The sequence below is a fragment of the Mesorhizobium sp. B2-7-1 genome (genome assembly GCF_006440735.1).
In the GTDB taxonomy this organism is placed as follows: domain Bacteria; phylum Pseudomonadota; class Alphaproteobacteria; order Rhizobiales; family Rhizobiaceae; genus Mesorhizobium.
On the sequence record NZ_VFUA01000053.1, the window covers coordinates 1 to 14,194 of the forward strand.

General features: G+C 64.3%; 14 protein-coding genes and 1 other RNA gene. 11 read left to right on the forward strand and 4 right to left on the reverse strand.

All coding sequences use genetic code 11. From position 1 onward, the window contains the following. On the reverse strand, positions 1-647 hold a 647-nt coding region (locus tag FJ471_RS19630; protein ID WP_140805949.1), incomplete at its 3' end, for a cytochrome c family protein. Positions 648-840: 193 nt separating this feature from the next. On the opposite strand from FJ471_RS19630, the gene FJ471_RS19635 reads away from it, so the two are divergent. Both FJ471_RS19635 and FJ471_RS19640 read left to right on the forward strand, forming a co-directional pair. Beyond that, positions 841-1,569: a 3-deoxy-manno-octulosonate cytidylyltransferase gene (locus tag FJ471_RS19635; protein WP_140805951.1), complete on the forward strand. Its 729-nt coding sequence runs from the start codon at positions 841-843 to the stop codon at positions 1,567-1,569. Between the two features lie 10 nt (positions 1,570-1,579). After that, positions 1,580-2,443, forward strand: a complete 864-nt coding sequence (locus FJ471_RS19640; RefSeq protein WP_140805953.1) for a prephenate dehydratase — start codon at positions 1,580-1,582, stop codon at positions 2,441-2,443. Between the two features lie 295 nt (positions 2,444-2,738). Here FJ471_RS19640 and FJ471_RS19645 read toward each other — a convergent pair whose 3' ends face one another. The 3 genes from FJ471_RS19645 to FJ471_RS19655 are packed head-to-tail and all read right to left on the reverse strand — an operon-like array spanning position 2,739 to position 4,465. Continuing rightward, complete coding sequence (locus FJ471_RS19645) at positions 2,739-3,041, reverse strand: Dabb family protein (RefSeq protein WP_140805955.1); 303 nt, start codon at positions 3,039-3,041, stop codon at positions 2,739-2,741. A 10-nt stretch (positions 3,042-3,051) separates the two neighbouring features. Next, positions 3,052-3,993, reverse strand: a complete 942-nt coding sequence (nudC, locus tag FJ471_RS19650) for an NAD(+) diphosphatase (protein ID WP_140805957.1) — start codon at positions 3,991-3,993, stop codon at positions 3,052-3,054. A 52-nt stretch (positions 3,994-4,045) separates the two neighbouring features. Next, complete coding sequence (locus tag FJ471_RS19655) at positions 4,046-4,465, reverse strand: HIT family protein (RefSeq protein ID WP_140805959.1); 420 nt, start codon at positions 4,463-4,465, stop codon at positions 4,046-4,048. 187 nt (positions 4,466-4,652) lie between these two features. Between FJ471_RS19655 and ffs the strand changes: the two genes are divergently transcribed. From ffs to nikC, 9 genes are all read left to right on the forward strand, one after another. After that, positions 4,653-4,749, forward strand: an RNA gene (gene ffs, locus FJ471_RS19660) — signal recognition particle sRNA small type. A gap of 106 nt (positions 4,750-4,855) precedes the next feature. Then, positions 4,856-6,676, forward strand: coding sequence for a DNA polymerase III subunit gamma/tau (locus FJ471_RS19665; protein ID WP_140805961.1), 1,821 nt, complete (start codon positions 4,856-4,858; stop codon positions 6,674-6,676). A gap of 23 nt (positions 6,677-6,699) precedes the next feature. After that, positions 6,700-7,023 (forward strand): YbaB/EbfC family nucleoid-associated protein, encoded by a 324-nt coding sequence (locus tag FJ471_RS19670; RefSeq protein ID WP_040993963.1) that lies wholly within the window; start codon positions 6,700-6,702, stop codon positions 7,021-7,023. A gap of 217 nt (positions 7,024-7,240) precedes the next feature. Further along, a complete protein-coding gene (locus FJ471_RS19675; protein WP_140805963.1) occupies positions 7,241-8,221 on the forward strand; it encodes a cell wall hydrolase in 981 nt (326 codons plus the stop codon). 191 nt (positions 8,222-8,412) lie between these two features. After that, the gene (recR, locus tag FJ471_RS19680) at positions 8,413-9,018 is read left to right on the forward strand and encodes a recombination mediator RecR (protein WP_040985994.1); all 606 of its coding nucleotides are present in this window, start codon (positions 8,413-8,415) and stop codon (positions 9,016-9,018) included. A gap of 59 nt (positions 9,019-9,077) precedes the next feature. Next, the gene (locus tag FJ471_RS19685) at positions 9,078-10,289 is read left to right on the forward strand and encodes a lytic murein transglycosylase (protein ID WP_246684770.1); all 1,212 of its coding nucleotides are present in this window, start codon (positions 9,078-9,080) and stop codon (positions 10,287-10,289) included. Between the two features lie 261 nt (positions 10,290-10,550). Next, positions 10,551-12,185 (forward strand): ABC transporter substrate-binding protein, encoded by a 1,635-nt coding sequence (locus FJ471_RS19690; protein WP_181179585.1) that lies wholly within the window; start codon positions 10,551-10,553, stop codon positions 12,183-12,185. Between the two features lie 18 nt (positions 12,186-12,203). Further along, positions 12,204-13,271 (forward strand): ABC transporter permease, encoded by a 1,068-nt coding sequence (locus FJ471_RS19695; protein ID WP_140805982.1) that lies wholly within the window; start codon positions 12,204-12,206, stop codon positions 13,269-13,271. Continuing rightward, entirely contained in the window at positions 13,268-14,188 is a 921-nt protein-coding gene (gene nikC, locus FJ471_RS19700; RefSeq protein WP_140805984.1) for a nickel transporter permease, read from the forward strand. Before FJ471_RS19695 ends, nikC begins: the two co-directional genes overlap by 4 nt. Positions 14,189-14,194: the final 6 nt, after the last annotated feature.

Sequence of the window (14,194 nt, forward strand, 5' to 3'; positions counted from 1 at the left end):
GCGGTTCCCTCGGCCGGCTTGGCCGCGCCGTCCGCCGGCTTGGCGGCATCGCCGGGCTTGGCAGCGTCCGCGGGCTTGGAGGCGTCGGCGGCAGCACCTGGCGTCGGCAGCGGCTTCGGATTGTCCGACAGCGTGCGCAGATAGGCGATCACGTTGGCCCGGTCTTCTTCCTTCGGCAGGCCGGCGAAGCCCATCGCCGTGCCCTTCACGAACTTCTTCGGCGAAGTAATGAAGTGGTTGATGTTCTCGTAGGTCCACTTCTCGGCGCCGCCCTTCGAAAACTCCTTCATGCCGGCCGAATAGGCGAAGCCTTCATGCTCGGCGACGGGACGATCGACCAGATCCCAAAGATCCGGGCCGACCTTGTTGGGGCCGCCTTTTTCGCCGGAATGGCAGGCCTGGCACTTCTTGAAGATGGCTGCGCCCGCCTCGGCATTGGCGGTGGCGAGCAGGTCGGCGATCGGCTTTTCGGCCGCCGCAGGCGCGGCGGCGCCGCCTTCGGTCGGCTCCTGGGCCTCGATGGCGAAGCCGGGCTTCTCCGGCGCCGGCGAGGCGAACAGCCCGTCCGAGACGAGACCTATCGAAAACACGATGAAGCAGGTTCCCAGAAATCCGCCGAGCAGCTTGTTGACTTCGTTGGAATCCATACGCCCCTTGCTCCCTTTTCCGGCGGACCGTCCCGTCCACTCCGTCCGTCGGTATCGCGAACTGCCCTGAAAGGCCAGTCAAATCGGGCGGAAACTAGGTCTTTTGCTCTGGCGTTGCAACACCTATAAGGGCGCTTCCAGTGAGACCTTTTGCCACTTTTCCATCCGCGTTTTTCGACCGCCCTGAAATCCGATGTCAACCTTGATCCTGATCCCCGCCCGCATGGCCTCGACGCGCTTGCCGGGCAAGCCGCTGGCCGACATTGCCGGCGCGCCGATGATCGTCCATGTCGCCCGGCGCGGCGCCGAGGCCGGGCTTGGCCGCGTCGTGGTGGCGACCGACACCGAAGCCGTCGCGCAAGCCGTGCGGGCACATGGTTTCGAGGCGGTCATGACCCGCCCGGATCACGAATCGGGCTCCGACCGCATCTTCGAGGCGCTGACGGCCCTCGATCCCGAAAAGCGGGTGGAGACGATCGTCAACGTCCAGGGTGATCTGCCGACCATCGATCCCGAGATCATCGGCGCGTCGCTGCGGCCGTTCGAGGACAGATCGGTCGATATCGCCACGCTCGGCGTCGAGATCGTGCGCGCCGAGGAGAAGACCAATCCGAATGTGGTCAAGATCGTCGGCTCGCCGCGTTCCGCGACACGGCTGAAGGCGCTCTATTTCACCCGCGCCACCGCGCCCTGGGGCGAGGGGCCGCTCTACCACCACATCGGCCTTTACGCCTATCGCCGCGCCGCGCTCGAACGCTTCGTCGCGCTGAAGCCATCGCCGCTGGAGCGGCGCGAGCGCCTCGAGCAGTTGCGCGCGCTGGAAGCCGGCATGCGCATCGACGCCGAGATCGTCAAATCGCTGCCGCTTGGCGTCGACACCCCCGACGATCTGGAGCGGGCGCGAAAGATCCTTTCAAACTGAGATATCCGTAATGACCGCTAAGACCAACAGAATTTCCTTCCAGGGCGAGCCCGGCGCCAATTCCGACACGGCCTGCCGCAACATGTTCCCGTCGATGGAACCGTTGCCGTGCCCGACCTTCGAGGATGCCTTCAACGCGGTCGAGACCGGCAAGGCCGAGCTCGCCATGATCCCGATCGAGAATACGATCGCTGGGCGCGTCGCCGACATCCACCACCTCTTGCCGGAATCGAAGCTGCACATCGTCGGCGAGTATTTCCTGCCGATCCATTTCCAGCTGATGGTGCTGCCGGGGGTGAAGCGCGAAGAAATCAAGACCGTCCACAGCCATATCCACGCGCTCGGCCAATGCCGCAAATACATCCGCAAGAACGGCTGGAAGCCGGTGATCGCCGGCGACACCGCGGGTTCGGCGAAAATGGTGTCGGAGGTCAGGGACCGCACCATGGCCTCGCTGGCGCCCGCACTGGCAGCCGAGCTCTATGGGCTCGACATCGTCGAGAAGAATGTCGAGGACACCGATTCGAACGTCACTCGCTTCGTCGTGCTGACCAAGAACAAGCAATGGGTGGAGCGTCCCGCACCGGACGCCAAGATGATGACCACCTTCATCTTCCGTGTCCGCAACGTGCCGGCCGCGCTCTACAAGGCCATGGGCGGCTTCGCCACCAACGGCATCAACATGACCAAGCTGGAGAGCTACCAGCTCGGCGCCTTCACCGCGACGCTGTTCTACGCCGACATCGAGGGCCATCCCGACGATCCGCTGGTCAAGCTGGCGCTGGACGAGCTGCGCTTCTTCTCGCGCGAGGTGCGCATCCTCGGCGTCTATCCGGCAAGCGACTCACGTGAGCAGTGGAAGGTGGCGGACTGAACGGTTAGTGGCCGTCAGCCGGCGGTTCGGAGCTCACGACCTTCGAGATTGGCGGAAGCCTTCGCGAAGTCGTCATCCACGGGCGGAGCGACGCGAAGCGGAGCGCAGACCCGAGGATCCATGCCGTTACCTCGGTCGAGGGGCGCAGCGGAGCAGAATTCTGGACCGTCGCAACGCGTCGAAGTCACGGCATGGATCCTCGGGTCTGCGCGCGTCGCTTCGCTCCTTGCTTCGCCCGTGGATGACGAAGCACGAAGGCCTTCGCTAATCTCCGACGGAAGCGCTCGACCCGATATCAGCCGAACCCCAGCGGCACATAGTCGATCTCCATGAACGACTCCACTTCCGGCACCCAGCGGTCGCGCACGAAGGCGACGTGGTCGGGATGCTCGTTGTAGCGGGTGTAGGCCGCCTGGTCGGCGAACTCCATCGAGAAGCCGAACTGGTAGTCGTTCTTGGGGCTCACCTGCCGCAGCTGCTCGAAATGCGTGACGCCCTTGATCCCGGTGAGGATCTTCTTGGCGTCGTGCAGGAAGCGCTTCGTCTCCAGCGATTGCAGCGGGTGCTTCAGCGTGAACACGACGGTGTGGCGGATCATTCTTCTGCTCCTATTCGCTGTCGACCCAGGCGCGGATGAGGTGATGGGCGATCGCCCCTTTCGGCGGCGTGATCAGGCCGTCGGCATGCGTCCTGTCCAGCATCGTGCGCACCTCGTCGCGGAAAAACCAGCGGCAGTCCTCGAGTTCGTTGAGGTCGGCCTGGATATCCTCGTTGAGCGGCTCGCCGAAGCAGCCGATCATCAGCGAATAGGGGAACGGCCAGGGCTGGCTGGCGTGGTAGACGACGCGGCCGAGGCGTATGCCAGCCTCTTCAAGCGTCTCACGCCGCACCGCCGCCTCGATCGTCTCGCCCGGTTCGATGAAGCCGGCAAGCGCTGAATACATGCCCGGCGCGAAATGCTTGCCGCGTCCGAGCAGGCATTTTTCATGCGTCACCGTCAGCATGATCGCCACCGGGTCGGTGCGCGGGAAATGGTCGGTGCCGCAGGCCGGACAATGGCGCCGGTAGCCGCCGGCCCGCATCTCCGAGCGGTTGCCGCATTTCGAGCAGAAGGCGTGGCTGGTGTGCCAGGCGAGCAGCGCCGCGCCTTGCGCCAGCGCGCCGGCGGCCGCCTCGTCGACCAGCCCCTGCATATAGACGGAACGATAGTCGATCGCCTTGATCGTCTCGGGCAGCTTTTCCGGCTCGACGCCGGCGGCCACCGCCAGCACAGGGCCTTCCTCGGAAAAGCCGAGCAGCACGCCCTGATCGAGCGAAACCTCGAAGGCCCGGCTTTCATCCGCCATGAACCACGGGTCGAATTTGCCGTCGTCGAGTTTGAGGTAGAGCCGGCCGGCATGCATCAGCATCAGCCGCGCGGTCCGGTCGGCCAGCGCCTTTTCGACCGCGTCGTCGGCGCGGTTCTCGGACTGCCGATCGATCTGGTTGCCGGCGAAACCGACGAATTGACTGGGCTCGCGCAGGGGCGCGTCGAACAGGCGAAAGCTCATGGGGACTCGGGGTGTGCTGAGGGCTCTGGGTGCGGAATGGACACTAGTCAGCTTATAGCGCCGCCTTGATCGTTTCGGCAAACCGCCTGATATCGGAGCGCTGGTAGGGTTCGCGCATGCCAAGCCCCCAGACCGGTCCCGGCCAGCCGGGATCGCCCTCGGAGCGGGCGACGACATGGACGTGCAGTTGGCGCACGATGTTGCCCAAAGCGCCGGTGTTGATCTTGGTGCATCCGGTCACCCGCTTCAGCGCCTGCGCCACCATATTGGTCTCGAAGGTCAGCATCGCCTGGTCGAGCGGCGTCATTTCGTGGATTTCCTCGACACCCGGCCGCTGCGGCACCAGCACCAGCCATGGCCAGCGGCGGTCGTTCATCAGCCTGAGCTCGCAAAGGCCAAGCCACATAAGCTGCTCGCTATCCGCCTCCAGCCGCGCGTCCAGCGTGAAACCGGCCTTGAGGCCAGGCAGCATGGGCGTTTCCTTCACTTTTGTAATTTGTAAGCATTTTCCAAACCGGGGAACGCTAGAGCGGCGGCAAGGTGGCTGCAAGCGATTCATTGATCGCCGTCATCGATTTGAAGGACTTTCCGCCTTCGATGTGACTGCGGTTCTGGCTCGGCCCTTGCATTTCGCCGCCGAATTGCCGATATGGAACGCGGGAGGTTGGTGGTGGACGATCCACTCGCCAACCGGGTCAGGTCCGGAAGGAAGCAGCCCTAACGAGCCCGGAACGGGTCATTGTTCCAGCCTCCCGCCTCTTCGCCTTTCTCCCGCGACATTGACGGCGCCGAGCCGTGCGGGTGAGACTATGCGCAGGAATCGGCCGCCTTCCGTCGCGGTCCTGGGAGCTTTTGACGGCGAATGAGCGAAGCCGGAAATTTGGGGCCAGAAAGCCTGCAAACAGGTAAGGCAGGCGCTTATCGCGTCCTGGCGCGCAAATATCGTCCTTCGAACTTCTCCGAGCTGATCGGCCAGGAGCCGATGGTCCGCACGCTGACCAACGCCTTTGCCACAGGCCGCATCGCCCAAGCCTGGATGCTGACCGGCGTGCGCGGCGTCGGCAAGACGACGACCGCGCGCATCCTCGCGCGGGCCTTGAACTACAAGACCGCAACAGTCGACCAGCCCTCCGTCGACCTGTCGATCCCCGGCGAGCATTGCCAGGCGATCATGGAAGGGCGCCATGTCGATGTCATCGAGATGGACGCCGCCTCCCATACGGGCATCGACGACATCAGGGACATCATCGATCGGGTGCGCTACGCGCCGGTCTCGGCCCGCTACAAGGTCTACATCATCGACGAAGTGCACATGCTCTCCACCCAGGCCTTCAACGGCCTGTTGAAGACGCTGGAAGAGCCGCCGCCGCACGTCAAATTCATTTTCGCTACCACCGAGATCCGCAAGGTGCCGATCACGGTCCTGTCGCGCTGCCAGCGCTTCGACCTGAGGCGCATCGATGCCGGCGCGCTGGTCGGGCATCTGTCCTCGATCGCGGCCAAGGAAGGCATTTCCGTCGACGACGAGGCTTTGGCGATGATCGCGCGGGCCGCCGAAGGCTCGGCGCGCGATTCGCTGTCTATCCTCGACCAGGCGATCGCCCATGGCAGCGGCACGGTGAGCGCGCAAGCCGTGCGCGCCATGCTCGGCCTTGCCGACCGCGCCCGCATCATCGACCTGTTCGAGCATGTCATGAAGGGCGACGTGGCGGCGGCGCTCGCCGAATTCCGCGCCCAATACGACACCGGCGCCGATCCGGCCGCGGTGCTCACCGATCTTGCCGAGTTCAACCATCTCGTTACCCGCCTGCGCTTCGTGCCGTCGGCGTCCGACGACGCTTCGCTTTCTGAGGACGAGCGTCGGCGCGGCGCCGAATTCGCCGCAACGCTTTCGGTGCGCGTCCTGTCGCGGACCTGGCAGATGCTGTTGAAGGGCATTCCCGAGGTGCAGTCCTCCAATCGTCCGGTCAGCGCCGGCGAGATGGTGCTGATCAGGCTGGCGCATGCCGCCGACCTGCCGACGCTGGACGAGGCGCTGAAATCGCTCGAGGGTGCGTCCCCGGTGCCAAACGGTGCGCCGCCGCGCACCAACGGAGCGCCGGCAGGTCCCGGCAATGGCGGCGCGAGCGCTGTCGCGCAGGCGCGGATGCCGGCTTCCACCGGTGGCGGGGCGCAGACCATGCGTCTGGTCGAAACGCAGCCCGCGCCCGCCGCTTTCGTTCCGGCGCCGGAGCCGGTCGCCGAGGCGCCCGTCGTTCCGGTCAAATCGCTGGCCGATATCGTCGCGCTTGCCGACGCCAATCGCGACATGGCCTTCAAGGTGCTCTTGAAACGCTGCGTGCGGCCGGTTCGCATCGAGCCCGGCCGTCTCGACGTCACCTTGACCGACGACGCACCGAAAATGCTGCTCAACGACCTCACCGCCAAGCTGCGCGCCTGGACCGGCCGCAACTGGCTGGTGTCGCTGTCGAAGGAAGAGGGCGGCCAGACATTGGCCGAAATGGAGACGACGAAGCGCGAGAACGCATTCTCCGACGCCAAGGCCGATCCCACGGTCGCGGCCATTCTCGCCCGTTTCCCCGGCGCCAAGATCATCGACGTGCGCATTCCCGACGTGCCGGACGTGGAAGAGGCCGAGGCCGAAGTGCCGGTCGAGCCTGCGGCCGACGACGACGAAATCTGAAACATTTTTAGAGGACCACCCCGATGAAAGATCTTCTCGGCCTGATGGGCAAGGCGAAGGAAATGCAGGCCAAGTTCCAGGCCATGCAGGACGAGATCGCCACGCTTGAAGCCACCGGCCAGGCCGGCGGCGGTCTGGTCAGCATCACGCTGACCGGCAAGTTCGAGATGAAGGCGCTGAAGATCGATCCGTCGCTCATCAAGGCGGACGAAGCCGAGATTCTGGAAGACCTCATCCTGGCCGCCCACAATGACGCCAAAAATAAGGTCGAGCAGGTGATGCAGGAGAAGACCAAGGCATTGACGGCGGGCCTGCCGATTCCGCCTGGAATGAAATTGCCGTTCTGAGGCGGCGTCCGCCAGTTAATTGATTATGAACGGAAATTGAGCGCGCGGCGCGTTGTTAACCATTTTGCCGGCGTTGCTCACGGGTTCATTTCGCGGCTTTCATAAAGTTTTACCCAAGTCCAGAAGTTGCTAACCCTCTAGCCATCTTTTTGCCCGAAAGAGTCTCATTCTTGCCACATCTCGGGGCGGGCTGGCATCTGGACATGAGGCTTTTTTGGTGATCGCGACGCGATGGAAGACGCCGCTGCTGCTTATCGGCATCGTCACTTCCCCCTTGCTCCTGGCCGGCTGCAGCCAGACCACTTCCTCGCATGGCATGTCGGTGTCGGGCCTGACCGATGCCCTCACGCCGAGTTTCCTCACTTCCCGTTCCAGCCACTCGCTGAAGGACAAGGAGTGCCTGCAACGGGCGATGTTCTTCGAGTCCAACCGGTCGAGTCGCGACGGCATGGTCGCCGTCGGCACGGTCGTGATGAACCGGCTGCGCTCGGGCCAGCACGGCAACACCATCTGCGAAGTCGTCGGTGAGAAAGGCCAGTTCGCGCCCGGCGTGATGACGCGGCCGATGAACTCCAGGGCGCTGCCCGACGTCGAGGAAGCCGCCGACGCGGTGCTGCGCGGCGAGCGCAAGACCAAGCTCAAGAACACGATGTATTTCCACACCGCCGGCCTGCACTTCCCCTACAAGAACATGCATTACACCATGGTCGCCGGCGGCAACGCCTTCTATGAGAAGCGCGGCCGCAACTGGCAGCCGCTGCCGGACGAGCCGATGGTCGCCATGGCCTCCGACAAACAGCAGAAGATCGACCCTGCCGCTCCGGTTCTGGTGGCTTCCGCCGAGCCGGTGGTCAAGACGATCGTCCGTTCGGATCCCGCCAAGCAAGCAGCGATGGCTGCCGCGCGGACCGAAACCGCTTCCACCGACCAGACCTATGTGACGGCTTCCGCCGCTCCGGCTGCCCCATCATCCTCGAAGTCCGGCCGTCTCGCGCAGAAGCAGGTGGTCGTGGCGATGCAGGAGCCGATGGCCGAACCGGACGCCTCGCGTTTCGGCGGCACGCTCAAGGGCCGTTACATCACCTCGGTGCCCAACGCGCCACAGGAAGCGGCGATGGGCTTCCAGTCGACGCCTGAGAACACCGACGCCATCGGCGCGATGATCGTCAGCCAGAACCGGCCGCTCGAAGCCAACTGAAACCCGATTGCATCCAACACAGGGCCCGTCATGGCAGCATGGCGGGCCCTGTGCCGTTGCTGGCTGTCCTGAAAAATCCTGGATCAGTCCGCCATTTACGAAACGGCGAACTGATCGATCTTTTCGTTTTCACGCAATTCCGGAATGAAAACCGCTTCGCACTTTTCCTGGAATTGCTCTAGATCAAGGCGATGTCGAAGAGAATCGCCGGTCCGGAAATCGAACGCCTGATCCAGCTCTTGGCCAAGGTGCCGGGGCTTGGCCCGCGGTCAGCCAGGCGCGCCGCGCTTCATCTCATCAAGAAGAAGGAGCAACTGCTCGAGCCTTTGGCCGCCGCCATGGGCGAGGCGGTCGACAAGGTGCGCATCTGCTCGACCTGCGGCAATGTCGACACCTCCGATCCGTGCATGATCTGCACCGACCCGCGCCGCGACGCCGGCACGCTGATCGTCGTCGAGGACGTCTCGGACCTCTGGGCGCTGGAGCGCGCGGCGGCCATGAATGTGCGCTACCATGTGCTCGGCGGCACGCTGTCGCCGCTCGACGGCATCGGTCCCGACCAGCTCAACATTCGATCGCTGGTCGACCGCGTCGCTGGCGGCGAGGTGAAAGAAGTCATCCTTGCCGTCAACGCCACCGTCGAGGGGCAGACCACCGCGCATTATTTGACGGATCAGTTGTCTGGCTTCGAGGTCAAGGTGACGCGGCTCGCGCATGGCGTGCCGGTCGGCGGCGAGCTCGATTACCTTGACGAAGGCACGCTGGCCGCTGCGCTGCGATCGAGGACGGCGTTTTGAGGAGACTGGGGAGGGGGGCGACAGAACGCGGCTTTTCCAAGTACAGCCTTGCATTTCTTCTGCTCGCAATATTCAGCCTCCTTCTCACCACCCCCACCCGCGCCGCCGCCATCGACGACCAGTTCCAGGCCTGGCTCCAAACCGATCTCTGGCCCGAGGCCAAATCCAAGGGCATCTCGAAGAAAACCTTCGACGCCGCCTTCCTCGGCGTGAAGCCGAACCTCAAGCTGCCCGATCTCGTCCTGCCCGGCGAAAAGCCGACGACGCCGCAGAAGCAGCACCAGGCCGAGTTCGGCCCGCCGGCCAACTATTTCGCTGAGAAGATCGTTCGGGCCGTCACGTCGGGCGGCAGGACGCGCGAGAGCGCCAACGCCCGGACGCTCGGGCTGATCGAGAAGCGCTACGGCGTTCCTGGCGAGATCGTGCTGGCCATCTGGGGTCGCGAGACCGGCTTCGGCGCGGCCAAGATGCCTTATGACGCCTTCGAGGTGCTGGGCACCAAGGCGTTCATGTCGACCAAGAAGGATTTCTTCCGCACCGAGGTGCTGGCGGCGCTCGAAATCGTCGAGCGCGGGCTGGCGCCGGTCAACGCGATGAAGTCCTCCTGGGCCGGCGCGCTCGGCCAGCCGCAATTCATGCCGACTTCGTTCCTCAAGCACGCCGTCGACTTCGATGGCGACGGCCGGCCCGACATCTGGAATTCGACGCCCGACGTGCTCGCCTCGATCGCCAACTACCTCGTCCATTATGGCTGGGTGAGGGGGCGCGGCTGGGGGACCGAGGTGACGGTTCCGGCCAATGTCTCCTGCTCGCTCGAAGGACCCGACCAGGGCAAGAAGATTTCCGATTGGGTGGCGATGGGCATCAGGCGCGTCGACGGCAAGGCGTTTCCACCAAGCGAGTTGAAGGCCGAGGGTTTCCTTCTGATGCCGGCCGGGCGCAGCGGCCCAGGCTTCATCGTCACGCCGAACTTCTATGTGATCAAGCAATACAACAACAGCGATCTCTATGGGCTGTTCATCGGCCATGCCGCCGACCGCATCGCCCGGGGCGACGCCACTTTCGCCGGCGCCTGGGGCGCGGTCGGCGACCTCCATCGTTCCGATATCGCCGCCCTGCAGCGGGCGTTGGAGGCCAAGGGCTACGATGTCGGCAGCGCCGACGGCCTGCCCGGCTTCAAGACGCGCCGCTCGATCGGCATCTGGCAGTCCAAGAACGGCAGGCCCGCCACCTGCTTTCCCGATGCAGCGCTGGTCGCGCAGCTGAAATAGCGGCTGCCTTCCAGGCACGGACCCTGGCAAATTTTTCCGGATCGGCGGCTTCAATTAGCCGGCGCATGGTCGACTCATCGCGGCCCTTTGGTCCGATACGGTGTCGCGCAGAGAGCGCGTTGCCGCTTCGTGGGCCGTCGAATAGGGAGTTGACCAACTGGACAAAAACCACGACGGTAAGCGGTCGAAGCCGGCCTTGCAAAGAAGAATACAGCCCTGAGCCGGGAACTCAGGTCAACAAAACAGGGAACGATCACCATGATGCTGGAAAAGTTTGCTCACCGCTCTCGCGCCTTGCTTGCGGGCGCCGCGCTGTCCGCGCTGCTCGCAGCGCCCGCCTTCGCGGTCACGCCGGCCGACACGCTGGTCGAGGGCTTCGCCATTGACGACATCATCTCGATGGACCCGGGCGAAGCGTTCGAGCTGTCGACGGCCGAGGTCACCGGCAACACCTATGATCTCCTGGTCCGCCTCGACCTCAGCGACACGTCCAAGGTCAAGGGCGACCTCGCCGAGAGCTGGACCGTTTCCGATGACGGCCTGACCTACACGTTCAAGCTGAAGCCGGGCATGAAATTCGCGTCCGGCAATCCGATCAGCGCGGCCGATGTCGCCTATTCCTTCGAGCGCGCCATCAAGCTCGACAAGAGCCCGGCTTTCATCATCAACCAGTTCGGCATCACCGGCGACAATGTCACCGAAAAGGCCAAGGCCGTCGACGACACCACCTTCCAGTTCGTCGTCGACAAACCCTACGCGCCGAGCTTCGTGCTGAACTGCCTGTCGGCCACGGTCGCCTCGGTCGTCGACGCCAAGCTGGTCAAGGAACATGTCGCCGCCGTCACGCCGAGCGCCGACTACAAATGGGACAACGACTTCGGCAATGCCTGGCTGAAGACCGGCTATGCGGGTTCGGGCCAGTACAAGCTGCGTGAGTGGCGCGCCAACGAGGCCGTCGTCATGGAGCGCAACGACAATTACAATGGCGAGAAGGCCAAGCTCGCGCGCGTCATCTATCGCAACATGAAGGAAAGCTCGGCACAGCGCCTGGCGCTCGAGGCCGGCGATATCGACGTCGCCCGCAACCTCGAGCCGAACGACCTCGACGCCATTGCCAAGAACGCCGATCTCACCACCACCAGCGCGCCGAAGGGCACGGTCTATTACATCAGCCTCAACCAGAAGAACCCGACGCTTGCCAAGCCCGAGGTTCGGCAGGCGTTCAAATATCTGGTCGACTACGATGCGCTCGGCGCCACCATCCTCAAGGGCATCGGCGAAATCCATCAGTCCTTCCTGCCCAAGGGCGACCTCGGCGCAATGGATGACAATCCCTTCAAATTCGATGTCGCCAAAGCCAAGGAATTGCTCGCCAAGGCGGGTCTGCCTGATGGTTTCAAGGTAACCATGGACGTGCGCACGGGCCAGCCGACGACCGGCATGGCGGAGTCGATCCAGCAGACGCTCGGCCAGGCCGGCATTCAGATGGAGATCATTCCGGGCGATGGTAAGCAGACGCTGACCAAATACCGCGCCCGCAACCACGATATCTATATCGGCCAGTGGGGCCAGGACTATTTCGATCCGAACTCCAACGCCCAGACCTTCGCCTCTAACCCGGACAATTCCGACGACGCCAAGATCAAGACGCTGGCCTGGCGCAATGCCTGGGACATCCCGGACCTGACCAAGGAAACCGAGGCGGCGCTGCTGGAGAAGGATTCGGGCAAGCGCGCCGATATGTACAAGGACCTGCAGCAGAAGATCCTCGACACCAGCCCCTTCGTCATCATCCACCAGCAGCTGGAAGTGGCGGGGCTGCGCAAGAACCTCAAGGGCTTTGCGCTCGGCCCGAGCTTCGACACCAATTTCGTCGGCCCGGTCTCCAAGGAATAGCGTCGGCGGACCCGCCGCGTGAGCGTAACTGAAAACCAGGCGGCGGCAGGGGGCGGCAGCGCCCGCGCCGTCGCCATTCTATCGTCGCTCGGCCGCTTCCTGGTCATTGCGGTGACGACCTATCTCGGTCTTCTCGCGGTGACCTTCTTCATCGGCCGCGTCATCCCGATCGATCCGGTGCTGGCCGTTCTCGGCGACCGCGCGCCGACCGCCGTCGTCGAGCGTACGCGCCGCGAGATGGGACTCGACCTGCCCTGGATCGAGCAGTTCTATCTCTATGTCAAAGCAGCGCTGAGCGGCGACTTCGGCACGTCGGTGCTGACCACCAATCCGGTGATGACCGATATCCGCCGGGTCTTCCCGGCGACCATCGAGCTGGCGACGCTGGGCACGATCATCGGCGCCGTCATCGGCGTGCCGCTCGGCGTGCTTGCCGCCGTCAAGCGCGGCAGCCTGATCGACCAGGTCGCCCGCATCGTCGGCCTCATCGGCTATTCCGTGCCGATCTTCTGGCTCGGTCTGCTCGGGCTGGTGCTGTTCTACGCCAAGCTGCAGTGGATCGCCTTTCCGGCGCGGCTCGACGTCGTCTACGAATACACATTCACGCCGATCACCGGCTTCTATTTGCTCGATGCCGCGATCCAGGGGCAGTGGGACGTCTTCTACGACGCCTGGCGTCACATCGTCCTGCCGGCCGCGTTGCTCGGCTATCTGTCGCTCGCCTATATCAGCCGCATGACCCGCTCTTTCATGCTGAACGAGCTGGCGCAGGAATATATCGTCGCGGCGCGCGCCAAGGGCCTGTCGGAGCGCCGCATCATCTGGGGTCACGCGCTGCGCAACGCCGCCGTGCCGATGGTCACCGTGATCGCGCTTTCCTATGCCAACCTGCTCGAAGGCTCGGTGCTGACCGAGACCGTCTTCTCCTGGCCGGGCATCGGCCTCTACATCACCAATTCGCTGCAGAACGCCGACATGAACGCGGTGCTTGGTGGCACCATCGCCATCGGCTCGGTCTTCATCGCCATCAACCTCTTGTCCGATCTGCTCTACCGGCTGCTCGATCCAAGGACGAGGGTTGGATGAGCGCCGAAACCATCCAGTCCCGTCGCGCGTGGCTGCTCAGCGACCGGCCGGTCTCGCGCCTGCAGGCAAGGCTCGGCCGCGCCTATGTCGCCTGGCGTCGCTTCTCCGCCAATCGGCTGGCGCTGGTCGGCATGCTGATCATCATCGCGCTGCTGGTGGTGGCCGCCTTTGCCGATGTGCTGGCGCCCTATTCGCCGACCGTCGGCGATCTGAAGAACGCCCGCCTGCTGCCGCCGGGCGCCGCGCACTGGTTCGGCACCGACGACCTTGGCCGCGACATCTATTCGCGCATCGTCTACGGCGCGCGCTGGACGCTTTATGTCGTGATCCTCGTTGCCATCATCGCCGCGCCCATCGGCCTGCTGGTCGGCACGATCGCCGGTTATGCCGGCGGCTGGACCGACACGATCCTGATGCGCATCACCGACATTTTTCTTGCCTTTCCGAAGCTCGTGCTGGCGCTCGCCTTCGTCGCGGCGCTCGGACCCGGCATCGAGAACGCGGTGCTGGCGATCGCCATCACCTCCTGGCCGCCTTACGCCCGCATTGCTCGCGCGGAAACGCTGACGGTGCGCAACTCCGACTACATCAAGGCGGTGCAGTTGATGGGCGCATCGCCCTTCCGCATCGTGCTGCGCCACATCATGCCGCTCTGCATCTCCTCGCTGATCATTCGCGTCACGCTCGACATGGCCGGCATCATCCTGACCGCCGCCGGTCTCGGCTTCCTTGGCCTCGGCGCCCAGCCGCCGCTGCCCGAATGGGGCGCGATGATCGCGTCCGGCCGCCGCTTCATCCTCGACCAGTGGTGGGTCGCCGCTGCACCTGGTGCCGCCATCCTCATCGTCAGCCTCGGCTTCAACCTGCTCGGCGACGGCCTGCGCGATGCGCTCGATCCCCGGAGTGGTGATCAATGAGTGGTG

What these genes read in the sequence shown, in the direction of transcription:
- FJ471_RS19635 (WP_140805951.1), top strand. Translation starts at nt 841, where the DNA reads ATGTCAACCTTGATCCTGATCCCCGCCCGCATGGCCTCGACGCGCTTG.
- FJ471_RS19640 (WP_140805953.1), top strand. Translation starts at nt 1,580, where the DNA reads ATGACCGCTAAGACCAACAGAATTTCCTTCCAGGGCGAGCCCGGCGCC.
- FJ471_RS19645 (WP_140805955.1), bottom strand. Translation starts at nt 3,041, where the DNA reads ATGATCCGCCACACCGTCGTGTTCACGCTGAAGCACCCGCTGCAATCG.
- nudC (WP_140805957.1), bottom strand. Translation starts at nt 3,993, where the DNA reads ATGAGCTTTCGCCTGTTCGACGCGCCCCTGCGCGAGCCCAGTCAATTC.
- FJ471_RS19655 (WP_140805959.1), bottom strand. Translation starts at nt 4,465, where the DNA reads ATGCTGCCTGGCCTCAAGGCCGGTTTCACGCTGGACGCGCGGCTGGAG.
- FJ471_RS19665 (WP_140805961.1), top strand. Translation starts at nt 4,856, where the DNA reads ATGAGCGAAGCCGGAAATTTGGGGCCAGAAAGCCTGCAAACAGGTAAG.
- FJ471_RS19670 (WP_040993963.1), top strand. Translation starts at nt 6,700, where the DNA reads ATGAAAGATCTTCTCGGCCTGATGGGCAAGGCGAAGGAAATGCAGGCC.
- recR (WP_040985994.1), top strand. Translation starts at nt 8,413, where the DNA reads ATGTCGAAGAGAATCGCCGGTCCGGAAATCGAACGCCTGATCCAGCTC.
- FJ471_RS19690 (WP_181179585.1), top strand. Translation starts at nt 10,551, where the DNA reads ATGCTGGAAAAGTTTGCTCACCGCTCTCGCGCCTTGCTTGCGGGCGCC.
- nikC (WP_140805984.1), top strand. Translation starts at nt 13,268, where the DNA reads ATGAGCGCCGAAACCATCCAGTCCCGTCGCGCGTGGCTGCTCAGCGAC.